We start from the raw sequence: 26,339 nt of genomic DNA on the forward strand, positions 1-26,339 counted from the left end.
TCACATCCGGAACACGCCGTAGCGGCCCGGTTCGATCGGCGCGTTCATCGACGCCGAAATCGCCAAGGCCAGCACGCGGCGGGTGTCGGCAGGGTCGATGACGCCGTCGTCCCACAGCCGGCTGCTGGCGTAGAACGGATGCCCCTGGCGTTCGTATTGCTCGCGCACCGGGGCCTTGAACGCCTCTTCCTCGTCGGCCGACCAGCTGCCGCCCTTGGCTTCGATGCCGTCGCGCTTGACCGTGGCCAGCACCGCCGCGGCCTGTTCGCCGCCCATCACCGAAATCCGCGCGTTCGGCCAGGACCACAGGAAGCGGGCGCCGTAGGCGCGGCCGCACATGGCGTAGTTGCCGGCGCCGAAGCTGCCGCCGATCAGCACGGTGAACTTCGGCACGTGCGCGCAGGCCACCGCGGTCACCATCTTGGCGCCGTCCTTGGCGATGCCGGCTTGTTCGTACTTGCGGCCGACCATGAAGCCGGTGATGTTCTGCAGGAACACCAGCGGGATGCCGCGCTGGTTGCACAGTTCGATGAAGTGCGCGCCCTTCAGCGCGCTCTCGGGGAACAGGATGCCGTTGTTGGCCACGATGCCGACCGGGAAGCCGTGGATGTGCGCGAAGCCGGTGACCAGGGTCTTGCCGTAACGCGCCTTGAATTCCTGGAACTCCGAGCCGTCCACAAGGCGCGCGATGATCTCGCGCACGTCGAACGGACGGCGCGCGTCCTTGGGCACGATGCCGTACAGCTCCTCGGTCGGGTAGGCCGGTTCGCGCGGCGGTTGCAGCGCCAGCGGCACCTGCTTGCGGCGGTTCAGGCCGGCCACGATGTCGCGGGCGATGGCCAACGCGTGCTCGTCGTTCTCGGCCAGATGGTCGGCCACGCCGGACACGCCGGTATGCACCTCGGCGCCGCCCAGCGTTTCGGCGTCGACCACCTCGCCGGTGGCGGCCTTCACCAACGGTGGACCGCCGAGGAAGATGGTGCCTTGGTTGCGCACGATCACGCTTTCGTCGCACATCGCCGGCACGTAGGCGCCGCCGGCGGTGCAGGAACCCATCACCACCGCGATCTGCGGGATGTTCAGCGCGCTCAGCCGCGCTTGATTGTAGAAGATGCGGCCGAAATGTTCCTTGTCCGGGAATACTTCGTCCTGTAGCGGCAGGAACGCGCCGCCGGAGTCGACCAGGTAGATGCAGGGCAGATGGTTCTCGAGCGCGATTTCCTGCGCGCGCAGGTGCTTCTTCACCGTCATCGGGAAATAGGTGCCGCCTTTCACGGTGGCGTCGTTGGCCACCACCATGACCTCGACGCCCTTGACCCGGCCGATGCCGGTGATCAGGCCCGCGGCCGGCGCTTGGTCGTCGTATTGGCCGTCGGCGGCCAGGGCCGACAGTTCCAGGAACGGACTGCCCGGGTCGAGCAGGGCGTCGACGCGTTCGCGCGGCAGGAGTTTGCCGCGCGCGCTGTGCTTGGTGCAGGCCGCCTCGCCGCCGCCGGCCTGCACCGCCGCCAGCTTCGCGCGCAGGGCATCGACCTGGGCCAGCATGGCCGCGCGGTTGTCGGCGAATTCGTCGGAGCGGGAATCGATCTGGCTGGACAGGATGGGCATGGCGTTCGACGTTTCGGAAAAGACGTTTAGTGTAGCCAAAAAAAAACCGCCGTTGCCGGCGGTTTTCTTTACAAGCGATTCCGAAGAATTACTTGGTTTCTTCAGCCGGAGCGGCTTCAGCGGCCGGAGCGGCAGCGTCGGCGGCCGGAGCAGCGGCGTCAGCGGCCGGAGCAGCGGCGTCGGCGGCGGCGTCAGCAGCCGGGGCGGCTTCGGCGGCGGCGTCAGCGGCCGGGGCAGCTTCTTCGGTGGTGGCTTCAGCGGCCGGGGCTTCGGCGGCGGCTTCTTCTTGCTTCGAGCAGGCGGTCAGGGCCAGAGCGAAAGCCAGAGCGATGATGGTCTTGTTCAGGGACATGGATAATTCCTCAAGGTTTCAATATTGAATTTGATTAAAAAAACGTGCGTTATCACGCACGTAGAATTAATCATGCCAGTATTTTTCAAATAGTCAAGTATTTGTGAGTAAAAAGTAAAAAAATTGTGAGGCCGGGCTTAACCCGGCCTCGGATCAGACCAACTCGATGGCCATGGCGGTGGCTTCGCCCCCGCCAATACAAAGGCTTGCGACGCCTTTGCGCAGACCGCGGGCCTGCAGGGCATGGATCAGGGTGACCAGAATGCGGGCGCCGGACGCGCCGATCGGATGGCCCAATGCGCAAGCGCCGCCGTTGACGTTGACCTTGGCGTGCGGGATGCCCAGATCTTCGATCGGGGCCATGGCCACGGTGGCGAAGGCCTCGTTGATCTCGAACAGGTCGACGTCGGGGACCGACCAGCCGGCCTTGGCCAACACCGACTGGATGGCGCCGACCGGCGCGGTGGTGAACCATTCCGGCGCCTGCGCGAACGAAGCCTGCGCCACGATGCGCGCGATCGGTTTCAGACCGTTGGCGGCGGCGTGCGCTTCCGAGCTCAGCACCAGCGCGGCGGCGCCGTCGTTGATGCTGGACGAGCTGGCGGCGGTGATGGTGCCGTCCTTCTTGAACGCCGGACGCAGGGTCGGGATCTTCTCGATGCTGCATTTGCCGGGCTGTTCGTCGGCCGCGATCTGCACCTCGCCCTTGCGGCCGGCCACGGTCACCGGCGCGATTTCGGCGGCGAACGCGCCCGATTGCTGCGCGGCCAGCGCGCGGCGCACCGATTCGGCGGCGAACGCGTCCTGCTGTTCGCGGCTGAAGCCGTACTTGGCCACGCACAGTTCGCCGAACACGCCCATCGACTGCTTGTCGTACGGGTTGGTCAGGCCGTCCCAGGCCATGTGGTCGAGCATCTCGGCGCTGCCGTAGCGGATGCCGGTGCGCGAGTTCATCAGCAGGTGCGGCGCATTGGTCATCGATTCCATGCCGCCGGCGACGACCACCTCGGCCGAACCGGCGCGGATCAGGTCGTGGCCGAACATCACCGCCTTCATGCCCGAGCCGCAGACCTTGTTGAGGGTGGTGGCGCCGGCTTTCTGCGCCACGCCGGCGGCGAGCGCGGCCTGGCGCGCCGGGGCCTGGCCGAGGCCGGCCGGCAGCACGCAGCCCATGATCACCTCGTCGACGCCGTCGCCGGCGACGCCGGCCTGGCCGAGCGCGGCCTGGATGGCGGTGGCGCCGAGCTGGGTGGCCGGCACGCCGGTGAATTGGCCGAGCAGGGCGCCGAGGGCGGTGCGCTTGGCGCCGAGGATGACGATCGGAGACATGGGTGTTTTCCTTTTTCGGTTAATGGTGGCCGTCGAACAGTTCGCGTCCGATCAGCATGCGGCGGATCTCGTTGGTGCCGGCGCCGATGGCGTACAGCTTGGCGTCGCGCAGCAGGCGGCCGGCGTCGTATTCGTTGATGTAGCCGTTGCCGCCCAGCGACTGGATGCACTCCAGCGCGACCTGCACCGCCGCGTCGCTGGCGTGCAGCAGGCAGCTGGCGGCGTCGACGCGCGAGCGCCGGCCGGCGTCGAAGTCGCGGCCGACCGCGTAGGCGAAGGCGCGCGACGACTGCAGCGCGGTGTACATGTCGGCCAGCTTGGCCTGCATGATGCCGAAGCTGCCGATGGCGGCGTCGAACTGGCGGCGTTCGCGCACGTACGGCAGGGTCAGGTCGAGCGCGGCCTGCATCAGGCCGAGCGGCCCGCCGGACAGCACCAGGCGTTCGGTGTCCAGGCCGCTCATCAGCACCTTGACGCCCTGGTTGACCTCGCCCAGCACGTTTTCGGCCGGTATCGCGCAGTCTTCGAACACCAGCTCGCAGGTGTCCGAGCCGCGCATGCCGAGCTTGTCCAGCTTCTGGGCGGTGGCAAAGCCGGGCATGCCTTTCTCGACGATGAAGGCGGTCATGCAACGGCTGCCGGCCTCTTTGCCGGCGGTGCGCATGTACACGATCAGCACGTCGGCCTCAGGCCCGTTGGTGATCCACATCTTGCTGCCGTTGGCGATCCACACGCCGTCGCGCAGTTCGGCGCGGCAGGCCATCGAGCCGACCACGTCGGAGCCGGCGCCGGGTTCGCTCATCGCCAGCGCGCCCAGCCATTCGCCGCTGCACAGCTTCGGCAGGTATTTCGCGCGTTGCGCCGGATTGCCGTTGAGGTACAGGTTCTGCACGCACAGGTTGGAGTGCGCGCCGTAGCTCAGGCCGACCGAGCCGGACGCGCGCGAGATCTCCTCCATCGCCACCAGATGCGCCAGGTAGCCCATCTCCGCGCCGCCGTATTCGGCCGGCACGGTGATGCCGAGCAGGCCGAGTTCGCCCATCTTCGGCCACAGTTCGCGCGGGAAGCGGTTGTCGCGGTCGATGCGCGCCGCCTGCGGCGCGATCTCGGTCTCGGCGAAGCGGCGCACCGCCTCGCGCAACGCGTCCAGTTCCTCGGACAGCTCGGTCAAGGCCATGCGTTCGCTCCGGCCGGCATCAACCGGCGCGGCGGCCTTGGAAGCGCGGCGCGTTCTGGCCCAGGTGCGGCAGACGCAGCTTGCCGATGGCGGTGATGCGCTCCTCGGCCATGCGGTCGGCGGCGCGGTAGGTCGGGATGCCGTCGCGGGCGCTGATCTCGAAGATGCGGCCCAGGTTGAAGTAGATGGTGCGCAGCATGCGCATCGCGCGCTCGCGGTTGTAGCCGTCGATCTCCAGCGACACGTTCATCAGGCCGCCGGCGTTGACCGCGTAATCCGGCGCGTACAGCACGCCGCGGCGGTGCAGTTCGTCGCCGATGGCCTCGTTGGCCAGCTGGTTGTTGGCCGCGCCGCAGATGACCTTGGCCTTGATGCGGTCGATGGTGTTCTCGTTCAGGGTGCCGCCGAGCGCGGTCGGCGAGTAGATGTCGGCCGGTACGTCGTAGATCTCGTCCAGGCCCACGGCTTCGGCGCCGCATTCGTCGACGGCGCGCTGCACCGCGTCCTTGTTGATGTCGGTGACGAAGATCTTGGCGCCGCGTTCGTGCAGCAGCTTGACGAACTCCATGCCGACGTGGCCGACGCCCTGCACCGCGTAGGAATACTTGCCGACGTCCTCGTTGCCGAACTTGACGCTCAGCGCGGCCATCAGGCCCTGCAGGGTGCCGTAGGCGGTGAACGGCGAGGGATCGCCCGAGCCGCCGTGCACCTGATGCACGCCGGTCACGTATTCGGTCTCGCGCAGCACGTATTCCATGTCGTTGACGTCGATGCCGACGTCCTCGGCGGTGATGTAGCGGCCGTTCAGCGAGTTGACGAAGCGGCCGAAGGCGCGGAACAGCGCTTCCGACTTGTCCTTGTTCGGGTCGCCCCAGATCACGGCCTTGCCGCCGCCCAGGTTCAGGCCGGACACCGCCGCCTTGTAGGTCATGCCGCGGCTCAGGCGCAGCACGTCGTTCAGCGCTTCCTGTTCGGTGGCATAGGGCCACATGCGGGTGCCGCCCAGGGCCGGACCCAGCACGGTGTTGTGGATGGCGATGATGGCCTTCAGGCCGGCGTCTTTGTTATGGCAGAACACCACTTCTTCGTGTTCGGTCTTGCTGATGCTTTCGAAAATCATGTCGGACTCCGGCTTGCGGTAATGATGTGTAACGCCTCAGGGCGCGCCGTATTATAAAGCAATTGCTCTAGCGGCCGGCCCGGCGCTCACAGCATGCGGTGCGTGCGTTGGCGGAACCAGAGCGTGCAAATCCACTTAACTCCTTGTTTTACCGGCATGCCCGCATGCAGGCTGGTGCGGCATGTGCCGCCATCGGCGTCCAGGCTGTCGAAACGCGCGATCCGGCCCTGTTCGGCGGCGATGGTGCGCTCCAACAGCGGAAACGCGGTTTCGCCGCCGGCTTCGGGCGTGTTGAGGTAGGCGATGACGGTGCGCAGGCGCTGGCCGGCGCCGCCGGCTTCGACCGGGATGACGTGCGAGGGCGGCAGCACGTCGCGGTGCGGCCGGTATTCCTGGCCGGGCGTGTAGCGTAGAAGAATCAAGGGTTCGGCCTGGCGCAAAGGCAGGCCGGCGGCCGCGGCCATGCGCCGCTGCAGCAGATTGAGGTACACCTGCTCGAACTCCGGCAGGAACGCGAAGTCGTGGCTGGTGCGGATTTGGTTCAGTTGCTGGCGGCCGTTCTCGTCGACCGATACCGACGGCGCCACGTCCGGCCCGCCCAGGCATTTGATGTACAGGCACTCCTCGTCCGACAGGAAGCCGGTGTGCAGATACAGCTGCGTCGGTCCGTCGAGGCAGACGCCGGGCTCGGCCGCGACCGCGGCCGGCAAGGCGCTGAAATCCCAGTCATCGAAGGCCGGTGGCGGGGTGGCCGGTTCGGGCGGCGCGAAACCGGCCTGCGGATCCGGCGGCGGCACCGGCATGCCGAGTTGCGCGGCGATCCGGCGGATGCTGTTGGCCCGCGCCGGATCGGTGTCGCACAACGTACCGATGGCCAGGCGCTCGCCGAGCAGGGCCATGGCCACGGTGCTGCCGCGCAATGCCGCCAACTCCAGTAATCCGGTGCTGGCGCGCTGCTGCGCCGGCGTGCCGAAGCGCGCGAAGAACACGGCGGCGTCGCACAGCGCGTTCGGATGTTGCTGCCGGCAACAGAACGCCAACCGTTCGGCCAGCACGCGCCAGTCGAACGTTTCGGTGACCTCGACCAGCGACGTGTAGGCCATGCGGTACGCGGCCGGTGCGTATCCGGCCGCTTCGGCTTGGCGCAGGCGCTGCAGGCCTTGCCCGATTTGGGCGGCATCGGTGGCGAACATTAACAAAGCATTGCCCAGATCGAAAGCGGCCTGCGCGTTGTTTTGATTTGCTAATACCGTCAGCGCCTGCAGCCCTTCGGCGATGCGGTTATCGCGCAGCAGGGCGTGCGCGGCGTGCAGGGCGTGGCTGGAATCGGTGATGGACATGGATGGCATACGGTGTGCTTTCGCGCAATTATGCGGGCGCACGGTACAATTGTCATCCGCTGTCCCAACCGTATCGCAGGTGCCTCATGTCGTCCGTTCCCTCCATGCCGTCCGGTCAACCGCTGCCCGAGAACGCGCCGCTGCGCTTCGTCACCGCCGCCTCGCTGTTCGACGGCCACGACGCCGCGATCAACATCATGCGCCGGCTGATCCAGGCCCAGGGCGCCGAGGTCATCCACCTGGGGCACAACCGCTCGGTGGACGACGTGGTGCGCGCCGCGCTGCAGGAAGACGCCGACGGCATCGCGCTGTCGAGCTACCAGGGCGGCCACGTCGAATACTTCAAGTACGTCATCGACCGGCTGAAGGACGCCGGCGCTTCCCACATCCGCGTGTTCGGCGGCGGTGGCGGCACCATCACCCCGGATGAAATTGCCGAGCTGCAGGCCTACGGCGTGGAGCGCATCTACCACCCGAACGACGGCATGCAGATGGGCCTGGTGGCAATGATCGAGGACCTGGTGTCGCGCACCGCCGCGGCCCGCGCCGCGCGCGCGGATTCGGCCGGCGAGGGCGAGGTGGCGCTCGGTAAGCTGCTGACCGCCATCGAGCAGGAGCGCTTCGCCGAGCACGAGCTGCAGGCCCTGCGTCGGCAGTGGCAGCTGGCCGGCGCGCGCACCCCGGTGCTGGGCCTGACCGGCACCGGCGGCGCCGGCAAGAGCTCGGTCACCGACGAGCTGCTGAACCGCTTCCTGCAGCATTTCCCGGAGATGCGCATCGCGGTGATCTCGGTCGATCCGACCCGCCGCCGCAGCGGCGGCGCATTGCTGGGCGACCGCATCCGGATGAACACCCTGCGTTCGCCGAACGTGTTCATGCGCTCGATGGCGACCCGCCGCCAGCACATGGCCACCAACGCCGTGCTGAAGGACTGCATCGCCTGCCTGAAGGCGCAGGACGCCGACCTGGTGATCGTGGAGACCGCCGGCATCGGCCAGAGCGATTCCGAGATCGTCGACCTGGTCGACTTCCCGGTGTACGTGATGACCTCCGATTTCGGCGCGCCCAGCCAGCTGGAGAAGATCGACATGCTCGACTTCGCCGAGCTGGTGGTGCTCAACAAGTTCGACCGCCGCGGCGCCGAAGACGCCCTGCGCGACGTGCGCAAGCAGTGGAAGCGCAACCGCGTGGCGTTCCAGCTGGCCGACGAGGAGGTGCCGGTGTATCCGACCATCGCCTCGCAGTTCAACGACCCCGGCGTGAGCTGGATGTTCGCCAATCTGTGCCGGCTGCTGAAGGCCAAGCTGGCGCCGGCTTCCGCGCGCTGCGATTTCGCGCCGACGGTGGACACCGCGCTGAAGGAACCGCGCGCCACCGTGCTGATTCCCGGCAACCGCACGCGCTATCTGTCCGAGATCGCCGAGCAGGGCCGTGGCGTCAACCGCTCCATCGGGCACCAGGCGGCGCAGGCCGATCTGGCGCAATCGTACTGGCAGGCCCTGCAGGCCATCGGCGACGGCAAACTGCCGCCGGCGCTGGCGCTGTATGAGTTGGCCGACCTGCAAGCCGGCGGCGACGACGCCGACGGCTCGATGCGGCTGCTGCGCCAGCGCTACAACGAGGCGGTCAAGGCGCTGTCGGCCGAGTCGGTGAACCTGCTGCGCGAGTGGCCGGCGCGGCTGAAGTCGGTGACCGACGACTTCAACGAATACCGCGTGCGCGACAAGCTGATCCGGGTCGACAACTACCGCGAATCGCTGTCGCACCAGCGCATCCCGAAGATCGCCGCGCCGAAGTTCACCGGCTGGGGCGAACTGCTCACGTTCCTGTCCAAGGAAAACCTGCCGGGCCATTATCCGTACACCGGCGGCGTGTACCCGTACCGCCGCAGCGGCGAGGACCCGATCCGCATGTTCGCCGGCGAAGGCACGCCCGAGCGCACCAACCGCCGCTTCCATTACCTCTCGCTCGGCCAGCCGGCCATCCGCCTGTCGACCGCGTTCGACTCGGTGACCCTGTATGGCGAAGACCCGGCCACGCGCCCGGACATCTACGGCAAGATCGGCAACTCCGGCGTGTCCATCGCCACGCTGGACGACATGAAGAAGCTGTATTCCGGCTTCGACCTGTGCGCGCCGAACACCAGCGTCAGCATGACCATCAACGGGCCCGCTCCGATGATTCTGGCCATGTTCATGAACACCGCGGTGGACCAGCAGGTGGAGAAATACCTGCGCGCCGACGAAGGCCGCTGGGCGGCGGCGCAAAAGAAGATCGCCGCGCTGTTCCCGAACGGTGAGCAACCGCGCTACTTGGGCGAACTGCCCGAGGGCAACGACGGCCTGGGCCTGGCATTGCTGGGCCTGACCGGCGATCAGCTGCTGGACTTTGATACCTACGCCCGCATCCGCACCGAAACCCTGGCCAGCGTGCGCGGTACGGTGCAGGCCGACATCCTGAAGGAAGACCAAGCGCAGAACACCTGCATCTTCAGCACCGAGTTCGCGCTGCGCATGATGGGCGACATCCAGCAGTTCTTCGTGGAGAACAAGGTCCGCAACTTCTATTCGGTGTCGATCTCCGGCTACCACATCGCCGAAGCCGGCGCCAACCCGATCTCGCAGCTGGCGTTTACCCTAAGCAACGGCTTCACCATCGTGGAGTACTACCTGGCGCGCGGCATGAAGATCGACGACTTCGCGCCGAACCTGAGCTTCTTCTTCAGCAACGGCATGGACCCGGAATACACCGTGATAGGCCGGGTGGCGCGCCGCATCTGGGCGCGCGCCATGCGCGAGCGCTACGGCGCCAACGAGCGCAGCCAGATGATGAAGTACCACATCCAGACCTCCGGCCGCTCGCTGCACGCGCAGGAGATCCAGTTCAACGACATCCGCACCACGCTGCAGGCGCTGTACGCGCTGTTCGACAACTGCAACAGCCTGCACACCAACGCCTTCGACGAGGCCATCACCACCCCGACCGAGGATTCGGTGCGGCGCGCGGTGGCCATCCAGATGATCATCAACAAGGAACTGGGCCTGAACTTCAACGAGAACCCCTGGCAGGGCAGCTTCATTGTGGACCAGCTGACCGACCTGGTGGAGGAGGCCGTCTATAAGGAGTTCGACGCGCTAAGCGAGCGCGGCGGCGTGCTGGGCGCGATGGACACCATGTACCAGCGCGGCAAGATCCAGGAGGAGTCGCTGTACTACGAGCACAAGAAGCACGACGGCAGCCTGCCGCTGGTGGGCGTGAACACCTTCCTGCCGAAGGACGGCGGCACCGACGGCATCGGCAAGCTGGAGCTTATCCGCTCCACCGAAGACGAGAAGCGCCAGCAGATTAGCCAGGTGGCGGCGTTCCAGCGCCTGCGCAACCCGCTTGCGGCCGACGGCCTGAAGCCGCTGCAGGCCATTGCCCGCGAACGCCGCAACATCTTCGCCGGCTTGCTGGATGCTGTGAAAACGCATAGTCTGGGTCAAATTTCCCATGCGCTGTATGACGTGGGTGGGGAATACCGGCGGAATATGTAAGAATAACCCTTGCTGATAATCACAAGAAACATTTCAAGGCTTTGTGTGCACTCATCTGACTCCTATTTTCACTGTAGAGAAAATAAGATAAATGCTGGCCCGTTTTTAAAGTGGGCCGGAGGAAAGCGATGGTTAGTAGGTGAACAAGATGACTGGTTGCCATCTAGGTTTAATCGCTATTTTGAACCGTTTCTAGGTGGAGGGTCTGTTTTTTTTGCGGTACAGCCTTTGCGTGCGTTTCTTTCTGATTCGAATAAAGAATTGATTGAAACATACGAGGCTATAAGGGATTGTCCTTCTGAAGTATGGAAGGAGCTGATCAAGCTTGGCCAGAATCATTCTGCCGAGCATTTTTATTCTGTACGTTCAAGGTCTCCTGGCAGTCTAATAGCTAGAGCGGCTAGATTTCTATATCTAAACCGTACATGTTGGAATGGATTGTACAGAGTAAATTCTCAAGGCCAATTTAATGTTCCTATAGGAAGCAAGACGTCAGTCGTGCTAGCCGGAGATGATTTCGAGGCTGTTTCTAGTTTGCTTAAGTCAGCAAGGCTAAGCTGCCGAGATTTTTCAAACGCCATCAGTTTTTCTCGGTCCGGAGATTTTGTTTACTGTGACCCCCCTTATACGGTTAAGCATGAAAATAATGGCTTTGTTAAATATAACGAAAAAATTTTTACTTGGAGTGATCAGGAGAGGCTTGCATCTTCATTAGATCGAGCAGATAAGCGTGGTGTACTATTTGCAGTATCAAATGCTAAGCATAAGAGCATCATTGATTTGTATGCCAGATATAAGATTAGAGAGGTTAATCGGGCTTCTATAATTTCTGGCCAGGCAAAAGGCCGTGGAACTTATCCGGAAGTGCTTATTACGAATTACTGAGGTTTTATGCGCCAAAAAAAGTTTTGCCAATTGTTGGGGGAGGCGATTGTGCGATTAGAAAATTTAAGGCTTAGATTGTTAGATATAAAATTTAAGCTTCCTGGGGCTCCTGCCTTTTTAATGACTAATGCTCCTCAGAGAAAAGAGGCTTTCATTAGATTTATTTTCGTTGTCTTGTTTTCTATTAGTCCATTTGTTTTGATTGTCGCATTAGATTTTATTTCGATGGACAAGCAGGGTATATGGTATTCAGTTTCAAAATATACTGATGCAGGGCAAATTTATTTTTTAATTGGCGCAATCCTGGGCGCTGCTTTTATTTTAGTCAGAGATAATTTTCGTGAAGATCATCGTCGTGTTAATTCTAATTCGCTAACAAATGGCGAAATTAGAATGAGGACTGAACGAACATGGTTCTCTTTGTATTTATATGTGGTGCCTGTTGTTTCTGCAATCATTTTGTGTGTATACCACCTAAAGCAGACAAAGAATGTTGATCTTATATATTGGTCTTCGTCAATTATTTACGTTATTTCACTATATGTTTGGTTCGTAGATATCTTATATTCCCGAATAGGAATAGATGAGGTATCAGAGGACGGTGATAGTTCTCAAGAAAATGAATCTTTAGAAGGCAGTTCAGGTCATTCTTCAGATCAGAATGAAATGATTTCAAAAATTTCTAGTTCATTGTCTGCTATGAATGACGGGGGTGATTTATGAGTTCTATTTCAGTTCCGGCTTTGAAGGTAAGGCAGCCGATCGGCGAGTTTTTTGTATGTTCATTTTCTGCTAGGGATTTAATAAAAATATCCTGGGTGGATGTAAGAAAAATTTCGAGTGAAGCGGGGGAAATCGATGATTATCTCGGAATACAAAGAAAAATATCTGAGTCGAGAGTTAAGCAAATTAGGCGGTATGTAAAAACTCTTGACGCTACATTTCCAACATCAATCATTGTTGCCATACCGGGCAGGTGCGCAAGATGGAATGAGGAAAAGCGTGAATTATCTATATTTGAGTACAAGAATTCAGATGATCCTAGTCAAAATGTAAATTTTGATAGAATTGCGAAAATTTTAGATGGACAGCACAGGCTTAGAGGGCTGGCGCAACCGGATGGCGATCAGTTTTCTTTTGATTTGCCTGATGATGTTCCTTTTGAGCTGAATGTGGTTGTTTTTGTTGAGGCCGACATAGCTCAACAGGCTACGATATTTTCCACCGTTAACTTGGCGCAAACAAAAGTTAACAAAAGCTTAGTTTATGATCTTTTTTCTCTCGCTAAGAGCAGGTCTCCGCAAAAGTCGGCACATGCAATTGCAGTTGCTCTAGATAAAGAGTCTGGTAGTCCTTTTTATAAATCTTTAAAGCGCCTTGGTGTGGCTACTCCTGGGCGTGGAGAGTTCGATGAGTATCTCACGCAATCCACATTTGTGGAGGCGCTGCTCCATCATATAACTCCGAATGCAGTAAATGATCGGGATTTCTTTTTGCGGAGCCTTAGCGGTCGACTGAAATATCCAAGTCAAGAAGAGCTTGAGCGATACGTTTTTCGGGGGCTTTTTGCTGAAGAAAAAGAGGGCGAAATTGCTAAAATATTGTGGGCGTACTTTGATGCAGTTCGAACTGTTTGGCCGAATTCTTGGAGCTCTAATGAGCGCGGAAATATTATTCGCCGAACAAATGGATTTAGAGCGTTTATGGCTGTTTTTGCTGAAATATACAAAAAAGTTCTTTCTGGAGAAAAAATTGGATCATTTGTGCACGCTCGTGAATATATCCCAATTCTTAAAAGTGTAAACATCAAAGATGGAGGTTTTACTGCTGACGCGTTCCCGCCTGGTTCAAGCGGTGAGTCTGCTTTAAAAAGAGAGCTTAGAAGTGCAATTAATGGCTATATAGGTAAAACATAAAATTTAGATATAAATATATGCCTTATCTCCAAAAAATTTCTTTTGATTTCGCTGCTTGGTTGACCTCGCGCGTTAAGCTACGTAGCTACGCCGACGATGTACTGACCCGCATCGACGCCCTGCGTGCGCGTTTCGATGTGGAACAATACGGCCAGGTGGAATACCAAGGCGTGGCGCATCCGCTGTTCGCGGTGCGCAGCCGGAACTGGAACGACGCTTTGCCCGTGGTGCTGGTGACCGGCGGCGTACACGGCTACGAAACCAGCGGCGTGCACGGCGCGCTGATGTTCCTGGAGCAAAGCGCCGAGACCTATGCCGGTCGCGTGAACCTGCTGGTGGCGCCGTGCGTGAGCCCCTGGGCGTATGAACACATCCAGCGCTGGAACGCCGACGCCATCGACCCGAACCGCTCGTTCGTGGCAAACAGCCCGGCGCAGGAATCGGCCGCGCTGATGCGGCTGGTGGCGCCGTTGCAGGGCAGGGTGCTGCTGCACATCGACCTGCACGAAACCACCGACTCGGACGAGACCGAATTCCGCCCGGCGCTGGCCGCGCGCGACGGCAAGCCGTTCGTGCCCGGCACCATCCCGGACGGCTTCTACCTGTGCGGCGACGAAAAGAACCCGCAGCTGGCGTTCCAGGCCGCGGTCAACGCCGCGGTGGCGAAGGTCACCCACATCGCCCCGAGCGATGACAAGGGCGAGATCATCGGATCAAAGGTGGTCGCCCCCGGCGTGATCCTGTACGACTACAAAGCCCTGGGCCTGTGCGCCGGCATGACCGACGCGCGCTTCACCACCACCACCGAGGTCTACCCGGACAGCCCGCGCGCTACCCCGGCGCAATGCAACGCGGCCCAGGTGGCGGCCGTGTGCGCCGCCATCGACTACGCGCTGACGCACTGAGCCTGCGCCCGGCTTGAACCGGGCCGCGGCGGTGCTATCATCAGGGCATCGGGCGCGGGGGAACGCGCCCGGTTCCCGTTTCCGCCCAAGGTGATCGCATGCGACTGCGTCTGTGTCTGTTGGTGCTCGTTTCGATGATGGTCGGCTGTGCCACGGTGCCGCCGCCTCCGCCACCCCCGCCGCCGCCGCCTCCGATGGCGCCACCACCTCCACCGCCGCCGGCACCGAAAGCCGACTTCGTCAAAGTCCAGGTGTTTTACGCCACCAACCGCACGCCGGTGGCGGACTTCGCCAAACTGCCGCCGTCCGAGCGCTTCGGCGCCGAGGTGTCGAAGGCCATCACCTACGGCCAGGCGGTGGTCAGCATCCCGAAATCGCACGTGCCCGGCGAGTTGGAATCGCCGAAATGGTACCTGCTCGAATTCGACGAAGACCCCGCGCGCCATGTGGTGCTGGACGATGTGTTCCAGCTGCCGGTCAAGATGTACTTCTCGGCGCTCGCGCTGGACGTCCGGGAATCCAAGGGCGGCAACGCCTTCGTGTTCGTGCACGGCTACAACGTCAGCTTCGCCGACGCCGCCCGGCGCACCGCGCAGCTGGCCTACGACCTGAAGTTCGACGGCGCGCCGGTGTTCTACAGCTGGCCGTCGAAGGCCGCGCTGTCGGGCTATTTCAGCGACGAGAAGGCCATCGCCGCCTCGGTGCCGCAGATCGAGCACTTCCTGGCCGACATGGCCGACCGCTCCGGCGCCAGGAACCTGTACGTGATCGGCCACAGCATGGGCACCCGCGGCGTGACCCAGGCGCTGAAGAACCTGGTGGCCAAACGCCCCGAGCTGCGCGGCCGCTTCCGCGGCATCATCCTGGCCGCGCCCGACATCGACGCCAAGGTGTTCCGCGAACAGCTGGCGCCGGCCCTGCGCCAGGCCGGCCAGCGCGTCACCCTGTATTCTTCCTCGGAAGACCTGGCGCTGAAGGCCTCCAAGCAGGTCAACGGCGGCCCGCGCGCCGGCGATTCCGGCGACGGCATCCTGCTGCTGCCGGGCATCGACACCGTCGACGTATCCGGCGTGGACGAAAGCATCCTGGCGCATTCGTATTTCATGGAATCGCAGAAGGTGATGGAGGACATCCGGCAGATGCTGCGCGGCAACCTGCCGGCGGCCAAACGCACGCCGCTACAGCCGGTGCAGCTGCGCCGCGGCGTGTTCTGGAAGATCCTGCCGCCATGAGCCTGCACGCCCTCTGCCGCGCGGTCAGCCCGGCCATCGCGGCCTGCGAGCTGAGCTTCATCGGCCGCGAACCGATCGACGTGGACCGGGCCGTGCGCCAGCACGCCGACTATGTGGCCGCGTTGCGCGCCTTGGGCGTGGCGGTCACCGAACTGCCGGCCTTGCCGGAACAGCCGGATTCGGTGTTCGTGGAAGACACCGCGGTGCTGTTCGACGAACTGGCGGTGCTGACCCGGCCCGGCGCCGACAGCCGGCGCGCGGAAGTGGACGCCATCGCGCCGGCGGTACAGGCCGTGCGCGCGCAGGTGGCGCGCATCGACGCGCCCGGCACCCTCGACGGCGGCGACGTGCTGCGCATCGGCCGGCGGGTGTATGTGGGGCTGTCGCGGCGCAGCAGCCCGGAGGCCATCGCCCAGCTGGCCGAGATCCTGGCGCCGTACGCCTATCGCGTGCTGGCGGTGCCGATGCGCGGCTGTCTGCACCTGAAATCGGCGGTCACTGCGCTGTCGGACGACACCGTGCTGCTCAACCCCGCGTGGCTGGACGCCGCCGTGTTCGAGGATTACCTGCAGATCGAGACCGCGCCGGATGAACCGCATGCGGCCAATGTGCTGCGGATCGGCGGCCGGATTCTGATGCCCTCGGCGTTCCCGGCCACGCGCGCGGCCATCGAAGACGCCGGCTTCGCCGTCACCGCGGTCGATGTGTCCGAATTGCAGAAAGCCGAAGGCGCGGTCACCTGCTGCAGCCTGCTGTTCGAGGGTGCGCCGGATGGAAGTTGAGCGCCAAGAACTACCGTTCGTGGCCGACAGCAACGAGCTGCCCTGGAACGCCGCCTTCGGTTGGCTGGCGGCCGGTTGGCGCGATGTGATGCGCACGCCGCGGCTGACCCTGACCTACGGCGCCATCATCTTCGCGGTCAGCTGGGGCGTGTCGCTGCTGGCCTGGTGGCTGGGCCGCTTCGCGTTGTTGGCGGCGCTGCTGTCGGGCTTTATCTACATCGCGCCGATGCTGGCGGTCGGCCTGCATTCGGTCGGCAAGGACCTGGAATCCGGCCGGCCGGTCAGCTTCCGGCGCTCGGCCGCGCACATGCTGCGCGTACTCGGCCACGGCGGCGTGTACGCGCTGATGCTGCTGGTGATCCTGTTCGTCTGGTCGCGCTCGGGCATGATGCTGTACGCGTTCTTTCCGGTCGAGGAGGGCGAACGCGCCGTGCTGCTGGAGTTTTTGGCGGTCGGCAGCGTGATCGGCACCGGTTTCGCCGCGTTGATCTTCGCCAGCGCCGCGTTCTCCTTGCCGATGATCGTCGACCGCGACGCCGACATGGTCACCGCCTGTCTGTCGAGCGTGCACGCGGTGCTGCGCAACAAACCGGCGATGGCGGTGTGGGCGGTGTGCATCGTGGCGCTCACCGCCGCCGGCTTCCTGACCGGCTATCTGGGCTTCGTGCTGATCATGCCTTGGCTGGCGTATTCGGCCTGGCACGCCTACCGCGCCACGCTCAAGCCCGAGCCCTGGCCGGTGAAGCCGGACCTTAGCGACTGAGCACGCGCGCGCTGCGCAGCACCGGATACAGGCGGTAGCGGTCGTCCCAGGACGGATGCCGGCGCGCGAAGAACTCCAGGCGCTTGCCGGGCGAATCGGCGAAAGATTGATCGGCCGCCAGCTTGGCGTCGAACTCGGCCTTCAGCGCCGGGTCGCGCAGCATCTCGCGCGCCACCGCTTCGGCCACGTAATCCTCCATGTATTCCTTGCGCTCGAAGTGGTTGTTGAACAGGCCCCAAGCCAGATAGGAATCCGGCGCCTGCGGCTCCAGCAAGGCCATCACCAGCCGGGCCTTGGCCTGCGCAATCGGCACGAACAGGCTGCCGGCGCCGATCTCGGCCCCGGCCGGCTGCCACTGGCCACGTACGCTCAGGCGCTGGCGGCCCTCCACGGAGGCCGCGCCGAACTCGGCCGATTCGGCGCGGTACTGTTCCACCGGCGCGCGTTGCGGCGTGGCCAACACGGTATAGGCAATGCCGTGCGTATCGAACTTGCCGGCCAGTAGCGCGGCGTAGGCGGCCGGCACCACATAGCCGCCGGCCGGGGCGGTCACCGCAAGGCTCGGCTGCACATCGTCGTACAGCGGCAGTTTCCAGACCGCTGGCGTGCGCTCGTCGTAGCGCGTCATCAGCGCGCCGGATACCTCCGATGGCGTGCGGGTGTAGGCGTAGCCGAGGAAGTCGATGGTGCGCGCCGTCGGGCCGGCGGCGTAGTCCAGCGCCACGGCGGTGCCGGCCAGGCGCATGCCGTCGCGGTCGGCCTGCTGCGCGGCGGCCCGCCAATCGGTGCCGTGACGGGCCACCTGCGCCAGCATGGCGCGCACCGCGCGCGCGGTGGCGTCCACGCGTTCCGGGTAGGTGCGCCAGGAGTGGGTTTCCACCAGCACGCCGAAGCGGTTGCGCAACTGGAAATAGCCGGTCGAGAAGCGCGGCGGCGAGACGCCGTCGGCGAAGCCCGAGGCCGGGTTGTCGTTTTCGCGGAAGGAAGGGTAGTACGGCAGCGGCAACGAGCCGCCGCGGCGCAACTCGGCCAGCACCGCGTCCTGGAAGCGGCGGCCGATGGCGCGCAGGGCCGGATCGCCGGCGAACTTCGGTTCCACCTGCACCGAGATGTCGTGCCGGAACTGGGCGCCGTCGGTCACGTGCAGGTCGACGTAGAACAGCGGATCCCAGTCATTCACCAGGCCGAGCATGGCCTGCATCTCCGGCGACTCGGCCTTGGCGTAGTCGCGGTTGAGGTTGTGGTTGTGCGCGGTCACCCGCCAGCCCATCTCCTTCGGGCCGCGCTGGTTCGGCCGGTTCCAGGCCGCGAAGCGCTCGTGGCCGTCGACGTTGAACACGGGCACGAACAGCATCACCTGCCGGCGCAGCGGATCGTGCTTGCCCGGCTGTTCCAACAGCTCGCGCAACACCCGGAAGCCGGCGTCCTTGCCGTCGATCTCGCCGGCGTGGATGCCGCCTTGGAACAGGCTCACCGGCAGGCGCTTGGCGCGCGCCTGCCCGGACGTCAGCGCGCCGTCGGCGTTGGCGGCCAGCGCCCACATCGGCCGGCCTTCGGGCGTGCGGCCAAAATCGAAGCAGCGCACCTGCGCCGGATAGGCGGCCTGGAAATCCCGGCACAGGGTTTCGACCTCGGCGTAGCGGCCGGTTTCGGCGTAGCCGCTGCGTTCGGCGTGGGTGCTCAGGTCCGGGGTTGCGGCCATGATCGGGCCGGACAGGCACAGGGCGGTGGCGAGCAGGGGCAGGGCATTCAGCGGGCGCATGGTAAAATTCCGGTCATTCACTGCCTGCAGTATAGCCATTTCGGCCTCGGCCCTTTCCGGTTCCCGCCATGTTCGCCCGCATCCCGCTTCCGCTCCGTCTGCCCCTCATCGTCGTGTTGATCGGCGCCAACACCCTGGTCCGGGTGTCGCTGCTGCTGTTGCTGTCCGTGCTGAAGTGGGGGTTGCCGGTGCCGGCGCTGCAATCCCGGCTGGACCGCTGGATCGTGGCTCTGGCCGAAGCCTGGATCGGCTTCAATTCCTGGATGATCGGGCACTTCAGCACGCTGCGCATCCACCGCCAGGGCGAGCCCGCGCTCGATCCGCAGGGCCATTACCTGGTGCTGTCGAACCACCAGAGCTGGACCGACATCCCGATCCTGCAGGCGGCGTTCAACCGCCGCATCCCGTTCATGCGCTTCTTCCTGAAGCGCGAACTGATCTGGGTGCCGCTGTTGGGCCTGGCCTGGTGGGCGCTGGATTTCCCGTTCATGGCCCGGCACACCAAATCGCAGCTGGCCAAGCGCCCGGAGCTGGCCGGCCGCGACATCGCCGCCACCCGCAAGGCCTGCGAGAAGTTCCTGGGCAAGCCGGTGTCGATCATGATCTTCCCGGAAGGCACCCGCTTCACCGCCGGCAAGCATGCCCAGCAGCGTTCGCCGTTCGCCGGCCTGCTCAAGCCCAAATCCGGCGGCATGGCCTACGCGCTGGACGCCATGGGCCGCGGCCTGCATGCCATCATCGACGTGACCCTGCACTACCCGAACGGCAAGCCGAGCATCTACGACCTGTTCGCCGACCGCATCAAGGACGTGCACGTGCACGTGCGCGTGCTGGAGATCCCCGAGGCCATCCGCGCGGGCGATTACCAGAACGACCGCGCCTTCCGCGCCGAATTCCAGGGCTGGCTGAACGGCCTGTGGCAGGACAAGCAGGCGCGCCTGCAGGCGCTTCCGGCCTGAACCGGTCATACTGTCCATCCGTTTTCCGAGTATCCCCATGTCCGATTTCACCCAATGGCCGCTGCGGCCGGAACTGCTCGAGGCGCTGGCCGGGCAGGGCATCAGCGCGCCGACGCCGATCCAGCAGGCCAGTTTGGCCGACATCCTGGCCGGCCGCGACGTGCTCGGCCAGGCCAAGACCGGCAGCGGCAAGACCCTGGCGTTCGCGCTCGGTCTGCTGTCGCGCCTGCAGCCGGTGCCGGGCGTGCAGGCGTTGGTGCTGTGCCCCACGCGCGAGCTGGCCGACCAAGTGGCGCAGGCCGTGCGCCGCGCCGCCGCGCGCCTGCCGAACCTGAAGGTGTCGGCGTTCTACGGCGGCATCCCGCTGCGCGTGCATGTCGAATCGCTGGTGCACGAGCCGGCGGTGGTGGTCGGTACGCCGGGCCGGGTGCTGGAGCTGATCGAGACCGGCGCGCTGAAGCCGGACGCGCTCAATACGCTGGTGCTGGACGAAGCCGACCGCATGCTCGACATGGGCTTCGAACCGGCCATCCAGGCCATCTGCAAGACCCTGCCGGCGCGGCGCCAGACGCTGCTGTTCTCGGCCACCTTCCCGGAGGCGGTGCGCGCGCTGTCGAAAGGCTACCAACGCGAGCCGTCGGAAATCCTGCTGGACGCCGACACCCGCTCCGAACACATCGAACAGCTGTTCTTCGAGGTGCCGGGCAATCGCAAGAACGACGCGCTGGTGCAACTGCTCGGCCGTCTGCAGCCGGCGCAGGCGCTGGTGTTCTGCAATACCAAACTCGATTGCCAAAGCGTGGAACAGCATCTGGCCAAGGCCGGCTTCGACGTGACCGCGCTGCACGGCGATCTGGAACAGCGCGAGCGCGACGAGGCCATGGTGCGCTTCCAAAACGGCAGCGTGCGCGTGCTGGTGGCCACCGACGTGGCCGCCCGCGGCTTGGACGTAGCCGGATTGGAGCTGGTGCTGAGCTACGAGCTCGCGCACCAGGCCGACGTGCACGTGCACCGCGTGGGCCGCACCGGCCGCGCCGGCATGGCCGGCCGCGCGCTGGCGCTGGTGGCGCCGGCCGAAATCGGCCGGGTCAAGGCCATCGAGGAGCAGATGGGCTTCAGCGCCCAGTGGCAGCGGATCGATCTCGGGCAGATCGCGTTGAAGCCGCTGAAGGCCGAGTGGCGCACCCTGATCATCGACGCCGGCCGCAAGGACAAACTGCGGCCCGGCGACATCCTCGGCGCACTGACCGGCAAGCAGGCGGTGGCCGGCGCCGACGTCGGCAAAATCGCGCTGTTCGACACCCGCGCCTATGTCGGCATCCGCCGCGCGGTGGCCGACAAGGCCCTGCAGACCCTGCGGCAGGATAAAATCAAGGGACGCAACTTCCGCGTCCGCGTGCTCGACCACTGATTCCGGGAACCCTTTATGCGCCTGCGCTACCTCATGCTGCTGTCCGCCCTCGTCCTGTCCTCGCCGCTGTCGGCCGCCACCGGCCTGGAGCCGGCCGCGCGCGCCCTGCCGGTGGCCGAGCGCCTGCTGCCGCCGGACAATCTGCGCCTGCCGCCGGCCAATGCCGTGCGCACCGCCAGCGGTCTGCGCTATGTGGTGCTGCAAGCGGGCAAGGGCGGCCGCCAACCGTTGCCGACCGATACCGTCGAGATCGATTACATCGGCTGGGATTTCCAGGGCCGCGCCTTCGACAGCACCTTGCCGCGCGGCGCGCCCTCGAAATTCCCGTTGACCGGCCTGATCAAGGGCTGGCAGGAGGGCGTGCCGCTGATGCGCACCGGCGACACCTTCCGCTTCTGGATTCCCGGCAAACTGGCCTATGACGGCCTGCCCGGCGGCGACACGCCGAAAGGCAACCTGGTGTTCGACGTCACCCTGCACGCCGTGGTGCAGGAGCCCTGAGCGTGTCGGTCCGGGTCAATAAATTCATCGCCGATACCGGTTTCTGTTCCCGGCGCGAGGCCGAGGAGCTGATCAAGGCCGGACGGGTCACCGTCAACGGCCACAAGCCCTCGCTGACCACGCGCGTGGCAGAGGGCGACAGCGTGCTGGTCGACGGCCAGAGCCTGCGCGTGCGCAAGGCCAAGCCCGGCCAGCGCAAGCATGTGTACATCGCGCTGAACAAGCCGGTCGGCGTCACCTGCACCACCGACGAGACGGTGAAGGGCAACATCGTCGACTTCGTCGACCATGAGCAGCGCATCTTCCCGATCGGCCGTCTGGACAAGGATTCCGAAGGCCTGATCCTGCTGACCAGCAACGGTGACATCGTCAACGAGCTGCTGCGCGCCGAGAACCGCAAGGAGAAGGAATACCTGGTGGCGGTCAACAAGCCGGTGACCGAGGAGTTCCTGCGCGGCATGGCCAAGGGCGTGCGCATCCACCGCGAGACCACGCTGCCGTGCAAGACCCGGCGCATCGCGCCCTACGGCTTCGCCATCACCCTGACCCAGGGCCTGAACCGGCAGATCCGGCTGATGGCGGCGGCGTTCGGCTACCGCGTGACCCAGCTGCGTCGGGTGCGCATCATCAACGTCAAGCTCGGCGCGTTGAAGATCGGCCAGTGGCGCAACCTGACCGACGCCGAGCTGAAAGGCCTGCTGCCCGAACGCACGGAGTGGTGAGTACGGCCTTTACAGCCGACGCGCGTCGCGGAAATCCTTGATTTCGGTCTTCTCGACCGTCATGTCGAGCACCGTGCTGAAACGGGCCTCGACCGGTTTGCCGTTCAGGCGCTGCGGCTCGAACTTCCATTTCTGCAGCGAGTCGCGGGCGAAGCGGCGGGCCGGTTCCGGCAACACGCCGTTGTCGGACACCACCTCGATGGTGCCGCACATGCCATCGACGCCGACCAGGCAGGACACGGTCAGCTTGCCCTTCCAGTCCTCGGGGCCGGACAGCTCGCGCGGGTAGGGCGCGAACTGCTCGCGCACCGGCAGCGGCGACAGGTTCATCGAATCCAGGGACACCGAGCCGCCGGTGGCCGAGGGCGTGACGGTATAGCTCAGCAGCAGGCCGGAACGCAGCGTGGCCGGCGCGCCGGCGTCGGTCGGCGGCTCGATGCGCAGGGCGGCGATGCGTTTTTCGACCGCGGCCAGGAACGGTGCCGGATAGTCAGATGCCTTCTTGATTTCCGAGGCGGTGACCGTGCCCTCCGTGCCGATTTCGACGCTCGCCCAGATCGCGACGGTGTAGGGCTTGTCGGGTGCGGCGGCCAATGCCGGCGTCAGCGCGGCGGACAACAGGAGGGCGAGGGCGGTCGGCAGGCGGTGGTTCGGCATGGTCGGTGTCGGTGTGCGGGACGGTGTTTGACTATAGTCGAATTCGGACGACATTTGCCATCCGCGCCGGCCGTGGATGGATTCAGACGCCGCCAAGCCAGCTCGCGGCCAAGGCGCCGACGCAGGCCAGGATCAGGGTCACGCTGACCCAGCCGGCAATCAAATCGGCCCGGCTGCTTTTGGCCGCGCCCATCAGCGCGGCATTGCCCGAGAGCAGGATCAGCGCGATGGCGTGCAGCGGCAGCATCACCGCGTTGACCACCTGGCTGGTGTAGATCAGCGGAATCAGCGGCAGGCCGGGAATCGACACCACGCTGGCGGCCGCCACCACCAGGCCGACGAAGGCGGCATAGAACAATTGGAAGTGCCGGGAGTCGAGGTCGAGCGAGGCCGGCGCACCGATGCCTTCGGCGATCGAGTAGGCGGTCGCGATCGGCACCACCGCCGCCGCCAGCAGCGATGCGCCGAGCAGGCCGGCGCCGAACAGCACGGTGGCGAAACGGCCGGCCAGCGGTTCCAGCGCCAGCGCCACGTCCTTGGCGTCGGTGATGGCGATGCCGGCGCGGTGCAGGGTGGCCGCGCAGGCCACCGCGATCGCTAGGCCGATCAGGCCGGTCAGGATCGAACCGATGACCACATCGACCCGTTCCCAACCGAGGTTGGCCACGGTGATTTTCTTATCGACCGCATAGGATTGGATGAAAGCCAGTCCCCACGGTGCCAGCGTGGTCCCGAGTGCCGCCGCGATCGCGATCCAGCCGGCCGGATGGGTCGGCATGCTCGGCACCAGCGAGTGCCGCCAGACCAAGGACCAATCCGGCCCGGCCAGGATGCCGTCGACGATGTACAGCGCCAAGGTCGAGGAGATGAACAGCAACACGCGCTCGATCCGGTAGAACGAGCCGAGCACCACCACCAGCGAGATCAACACCGCCGCCAGCGGCGCGCTGATCCAGGGCGGAACGCCGGCCAGCGAAGCCGCCGCCGAGATGCCGGCGTATTCGGCGCAGATGGTGCCGAAGTTGGCGAACAGCAGGCCGAGCACCGCGGCGTAGCCCCAGCCTTTGCCCCAATGCGCGCGGATGACCGCGACGAAGCCTTTGCCGGTAGCGGCACCGATGCGTACCGCCATCAGGTGGAACTGGATCAGCAGCAGGGTGGAGGCCGGGATGATCCACAGCAGCCGGTAGCCGTGTTCGGCACCCAACACGGAGTAGGTGGTGATGCCGGCCGGGTCGTCGTCGGACAGCCCGGCCAACAGACCCGGGCCGAGCACCGCGAAGAACGCCGCCAGCGCGCCGATGCCGGCGGCGCGCAGGCGCTGGAACTGGAAGGTGATGCCGCGTTTGTGGTGCGCCAATCCGTGCGCCGGCGCGCCCTCGCGCCGGCGGAGCAGGTGCTGGATGTGCCGCTTCTTTTTCTTGCCGTGGACCGTCATCGTGTGCGCCTCAGACCTGCAGGTGCCGCAAGGCGCCCAGCGCCGCCAAACGGCCGCTGGCCATGCTGGCGGTCAGCAGATAGCCGCCGGTCGGCGCCTCCCAGTCCAACATTTCACCGGCGAAGAACAGACCCGGCCGCTCGCGCCACATCAGCGCGTCATCGAGTTGCGGCAAGCGCACGCCGCCGGCGCTGCTGATCGCCTCGGCGATGGGGCGCGGCCGCTCAAGCCGTAGCGGCAGGCGCTTCAGCAGATTCGCCAGCGCCGACGCATCGGTCGGCGGCTGACGGTCGGTCAGCTCGTGCAGCAACGCGGTCTTGACCGGCGGCAGGCTGAATTGCCGGCGCAGGAAATCGCTCAGGCTGCGGCCGTTGCGCGGCCGCGACAGGATATTCGCGATACGGGCCGGGTCGTGGTGGGGCAGCAGGTCGAGCTGCACGTTGCAGTGGCCGTCGCGCGCGATGTGTTCGCGGATCTCGGCGCTGCGCGCATACACCAGGCTGCCTTCGATGCCGTATTCGCTGATCACGCATTCGCCCTGCAGGCCGTCGCCGGCTTCGTCCGGCAGCCGGATGCGCAGCGGTTTCAGCGGCTGGCCGGCGAATTTGGCACGGAAGAAATCCGACCAGGCGTGCTCGAAGCCGCAGTTGGCCGGCTGTAGCGGATCGATGGCCAGCCCTTGTGTGCCGAGCCAATCCTGCCAAGCGCCGTCGGAACCCAGTTGCGGCCAGCTGGCGCCGCCCATGGCGAAGATGACGGCATCGGCCGCTATCGTGGTGTCGCCGTCCGGGGTGTGCAGCCGCAGCCGGCCGTCGCCATCGAATCCTCGGCACTCGTACCGCACATGGAACTGCACGCCGAGTTCGCGCAGGCGCTTGAGCCAGGCGCGCAGCAACGGCGCGGCTTTCATGTCGGTCGGGAACACGCGGCCGGAACTGCCGACGAAGGTGGCGATGCCCAGATCCTGTGCCCAGTCTCGAAGGGACTGGTTGTCGAACTCCGCCAGCCAGGCCGAGACCGCCGGGCTCTGCGCACGGAAACGGTTCCGGAAGGCCGGCAGCGGTTCGGCATGGGTCAGGTTCAGGCCGCCGCGGCCGGCGATGAGGAATTTGCGGCCGACCGAGGGTTTGCGCTCGTAGACATGTACTTCGGCGCCGTGTCCGGCCGCGGTCTGCGCCGCCATCAGGCCGGCGGGACCGCCGCCGATGATGGCGATTTTTTTCGGCGTGGCCTCGGCGCTCATGGCTATTCCAGCGATAATGGCACTTCAGTTTAACCAAATCGGACCGCCCATGCCGTATTGCCCGATCCTCGCCACGCTCGCGTACGTGCTGTCGCCCGACGGCAAGCAGGTGCTGCTGGTGCACCGCAACGCCCGCGCGCACGACGAACACCTCGGCAAGTACAACGGGCTCGGCGGCAAGGTCGAGGCCGACGAGGACGTACTGGCCAGCATCCGCCGCGAGGTGATGGAGGAGGCCGGCATCCACTGCGAGAAACTCAGCCTGCGCGGCACCATCTCCTGGCCGTTCTTCGGCCGCAACGGCGAACACTGGTACGGCCTGATCTTCCTGGTCGAGTCGTTCACCGGCACGCCCTACACGCAGAACGCCGAGGGCGACCTGTGCTGGGTCGATGTCGAGCGGATCATGGAACTGCCGATGTGGGACGGCGACCGCCATTTCCTGCCGCTGGTGTTCGACGGCGACCCGCGGCCGTTCCATGGCGTGATGCCGTATGAAAACGGCGAAATGAAGTCCTGGAGCTACTCCAGGGTCTGATAAGTGCTTGATCGAAAATGCCGAAGCGGTGTCCGTCGCACGCATTCGGGGCGGCCGTTAACGGAAATTTAAGTATAATGGTCGAGCCCAGCGACCGATGCGTTTGCCCGAAGAAGGGTCTTCAGGCCAGGTAGTTTGTTTGTTTCCAAGAAAAAACCGACAC

The 26,339-nt window shown here is 64.6% G+C and carries 23 protein-coding genes; 13 read left to right on the forward strand and 10 right to left on the reverse strand.

Features of this window, described 5'->3' with window-relative positions:
* The 6 genes from IEV56_RS09210 to IEV56_RS09235 all read right to left on the reverse strand — a co-directional run bounded on the left by IEV56_RS09210 (position 1) and on the right by IEV56_RS09235 (position 6,926).
* Positions 1-1,608: a carboxyl transferase domain-containing protein gene (locus IEV56_RS09210; protein WP_188450069.1), complete on the reverse strand. Its 1,608-nt coding sequence runs from the start codon at positions 1,606-1,608 to the stop codon at positions 1-3.
* Between the two features lie 88 nt (positions 1,609-1,696).
* Positions 1,697-1,960 carry a hypothetical protein gene (locus IEV56_RS09215; protein ID WP_188450070.1) on the reverse strand — a complete coding sequence of 88 codons (264 nt, stop codon included), beginning with the start codon at positions 1,958-1,960 and terminating at the stop codon, positions 1,697-1,699.
* Positions 1,961-2,113: 153 nt separating this feature from the next.
* A complete protein-coding gene (locus tag IEV56_RS09220; RefSeq protein ID WP_188450071.1) occupies positions 2,114-3,289 on the reverse strand; it encodes a thiolase family protein in 1,176 nt (391 codons plus the stop codon).
* A 19-nt stretch (positions 3,290-3,308) separates the two neighbouring features.
* Positions 3,309-4,466 (reverse strand): isovaleryl-CoA dehydrogenase, encoded by a 1,158-nt coding sequence (locus IEV56_RS09225; RefSeq protein WP_188450072.1) that lies wholly within the window; start codon positions 4,464-4,466, stop codon positions 3,309-3,311.
* A 19-nt stretch (positions 4,467-4,485) separates the two neighbouring features.
* On the reverse strand, positions 4,486-5,586 hold the full coding sequence (locus IEV56_RS09230; protein ID WP_188450073.1) for a Glu/Leu/Phe/Val dehydrogenase: 1,101 nt from the start codon (positions 5,584-5,586) through the stop codon (positions 4,486-4,488).
* 86 nt (positions 5,587-5,672) lie between these two features.
* Complete coding sequence (locus tag IEV56_RS09235; protein ID WP_188450074.1) at positions 5,673-6,926, reverse strand: 2OG-Fe(II) oxygenase; 1,254 nt, start codon at positions 6,924-6,926, stop codon at positions 5,673-5,675.
* Positions 6,927-7,030: 104 nt separating this feature from the next.
* Between IEV56_RS09235 and IEV56_RS09240 the strand changes: the two genes are divergently transcribed.
* From IEV56_RS09240 to IEV56_RS09275, 8 genes are all read left to right on the forward strand, one after another.
* A complete protein-coding gene (locus IEV56_RS09240; RefSeq protein ID WP_188450075.1) occupies positions 7,031-10,462 on the forward strand; it encodes a methylmalonyl-CoA mutase family protein in 3,432 nt (1,143 codons plus the stop codon).
* Positions 10,463-10,507: 45 nt separating this feature from the next.
* Positions 10,508-11,347, forward strand: a complete 840-nt coding sequence (locus IEV56_RS09245) for a DNA adenine methylase (RefSeq protein ID WP_229730240.1) — start codon at positions 10,508-10,510, stop codon at positions 11,345-11,347.
* Between the two features lie 6 nt (positions 11,348-11,353).
* Positions 11,354-12,070, forward strand: a complete 717-nt coding sequence (locus IEV56_RS09250) for a hypothetical protein (protein ID WP_188450076.1) — start codon at positions 11,354-11,356, stop codon at positions 12,068-12,070.
* Entirely contained in the window at positions 12,067-13,263 is a 1,197-nt protein-coding gene (locus IEV56_RS09255; protein WP_188450077.1) for a DGQHR domain-containing protein, read from the forward strand. The genes IEV56_RS09250 and IEV56_RS09255 overlap by 4 nt, the downstream gene beginning before the upstream one ends.
* A gap of 17 nt (positions 13,264-13,280) precedes the next feature.
* Positions 13,281-14,168 carry a M14 family metallopeptidase gene (locus tag IEV56_RS09260; protein WP_188450078.1) on the forward strand — a complete coding sequence of 296 codons (888 nt, stop codon included), beginning with the start codon at positions 13,281-13,283 and terminating at the stop codon, positions 14,166-14,168.
* Between the two features lie 98 nt (positions 14,169-14,266).
* On the forward strand, positions 14,267-15,400 hold the full coding sequence (locus IEV56_RS09265; protein WP_188450079.1) for an alpha/beta hydrolase: 1,134 nt from the start codon (positions 14,267-14,269) through the stop codon (positions 15,398-15,400).
* On the forward strand, positions 15,397-16,182 hold the full coding sequence (locus IEV56_RS09270) for a dimethylarginine dimethylaminohydrolase family protein (RefSeq protein WP_188450080.1): 786 nt from the start codon (positions 15,397-15,399) through the stop codon (positions 16,180-16,182). Before IEV56_RS09265 ends, IEV56_RS09270 begins: the two co-directional genes overlap by 4 nt.
* Positions 16,172-16,945 (forward strand): DUF2189 domain-containing protein, encoded by a 774-nt coding sequence (locus IEV56_RS09275; RefSeq protein WP_188450081.1) that lies wholly within the window; start codon positions 16,172-16,174, stop codon positions 16,943-16,945. Before IEV56_RS09270 ends, IEV56_RS09275 begins: the two co-directional genes overlap by 11 nt.
* On the opposite strand, the gene IEV56_RS09280 is transcribed toward IEV56_RS09275, so the two are convergent.
* A complete protein-coding gene (locus IEV56_RS09280) occupies positions 16,935-18,707 on the reverse strand; it encodes a M14 family metallopeptidase (protein ID WP_425488574.1) in 1,773 nt (590 codons plus the stop codon). The genes IEV56_RS09275 and IEV56_RS09280 overlap by 11 nt on opposite strands.
* A 68-nt stretch (positions 18,708-18,775) precedes the next feature.
* Here IEV56_RS09280 and IEV56_RS09285 point away from each other — a divergent pair, with 68 nt between their 5' ends.
* From IEV56_RS09285 to IEV56_RS09300, 4 genes are read left to right on the forward strand one after another with little or no spacing between them, the layout of a single operon-like run.
* Complete coding sequence (locus IEV56_RS09285; RefSeq protein ID WP_188450082.1) at positions 18,776-19,666, forward strand: acyltransferase; 891 nt, start codon at positions 18,776-18,778, stop codon at positions 19,664-19,666.
* A 37-nt stretch (positions 19,667-19,703) separates the two neighbouring features.
* Positions 19,704-21,077 carry an ATP-dependent RNA helicase DbpA gene (gene dbpA, locus IEV56_RS09290; protein ID WP_188450083.1) on the forward strand — a complete coding sequence of 458 codons (1,374 nt, stop codon included), beginning with the start codon at positions 19,704-19,706 and terminating at the stop codon, positions 21,075-21,077.
* A gap of 15 nt (positions 21,078-21,092) precedes the next feature.
* Complete coding sequence (locus tag IEV56_RS09295; RefSeq protein ID WP_188450084.1) at positions 21,093-21,578, forward strand: FKBP-type peptidyl-prolyl cis-trans isomerase; 486 nt, start codon at positions 21,093-21,095, stop codon at positions 21,576-21,578.
* Between the two features lie 2 nt (positions 21,579-21,580).
* Entirely contained in the window at positions 21,581-22,300 is a 720-nt protein-coding gene (locus tag IEV56_RS09300; RefSeq protein WP_188450085.1) for a pseudouridine synthase, read from the forward strand.
* Positions 22,301-22,309: 9 nt separating this feature from the next.
* On the opposite strand, the gene IEV56_RS09305 is transcribed toward IEV56_RS09300, so the two are convergent.
* The 3 genes from IEV56_RS09305 to IEV56_RS09315 form a co-directional block, all read right to left on the reverse strand.
* On the reverse strand, positions 22,310-22,957 hold the full coding sequence (locus IEV56_RS09305) for an energy transducer TonB (protein WP_188450086.1): 648 nt from the start codon (positions 22,955-22,957) through the stop codon (positions 22,310-22,312).
* 82 nt (positions 22,958-23,039) lie between these two features.
* Positions 23,040-24,395 (reverse strand): NRAMP family divalent metal transporter, encoded by a 1,356-nt coding sequence (locus IEV56_RS09310; protein ID WP_188450087.1) that lies wholly within the window; start codon positions 24,393-24,395, stop codon positions 23,040-23,042.
* 10 nt (positions 24,396-24,405) lie between these two features.
* Positions 24,406-25,638: a BaiN/RdsA family NAD(P)/FAD-dependent oxidoreductase gene (locus tag IEV56_RS09315; protein WP_188450088.1), complete on the reverse strand. Its 1,233-nt coding sequence runs from the start codon at positions 25,636-25,638 to the stop codon at positions 24,406-24,408.
* A gap of 49 nt (positions 25,639-25,687) precedes the next feature.
* On the opposite strand from IEV56_RS09315, the gene IEV56_RS09320 reads away from it, so the two are divergent.
* Complete coding sequence (locus IEV56_RS09320) at positions 25,688-26,176, forward strand: NUDIX hydrolase (protein ID WP_188450089.1); 489 nt, start codon at positions 25,688-25,690, stop codon at positions 26,174-26,176.
* Positions 26,177-26,339: the final 163 nt, after the last annotated feature.

It is taken from the genome of Arenimonas maotaiensis, assembly GCF_014638745.1.
Taxonomy (GTDB): Bacteria; Pseudomonadota; Gammaproteobacteria; order Xanthomonadales; family Xanthomonadaceae; genus Arenimonas; species Arenimonas maotaiensis.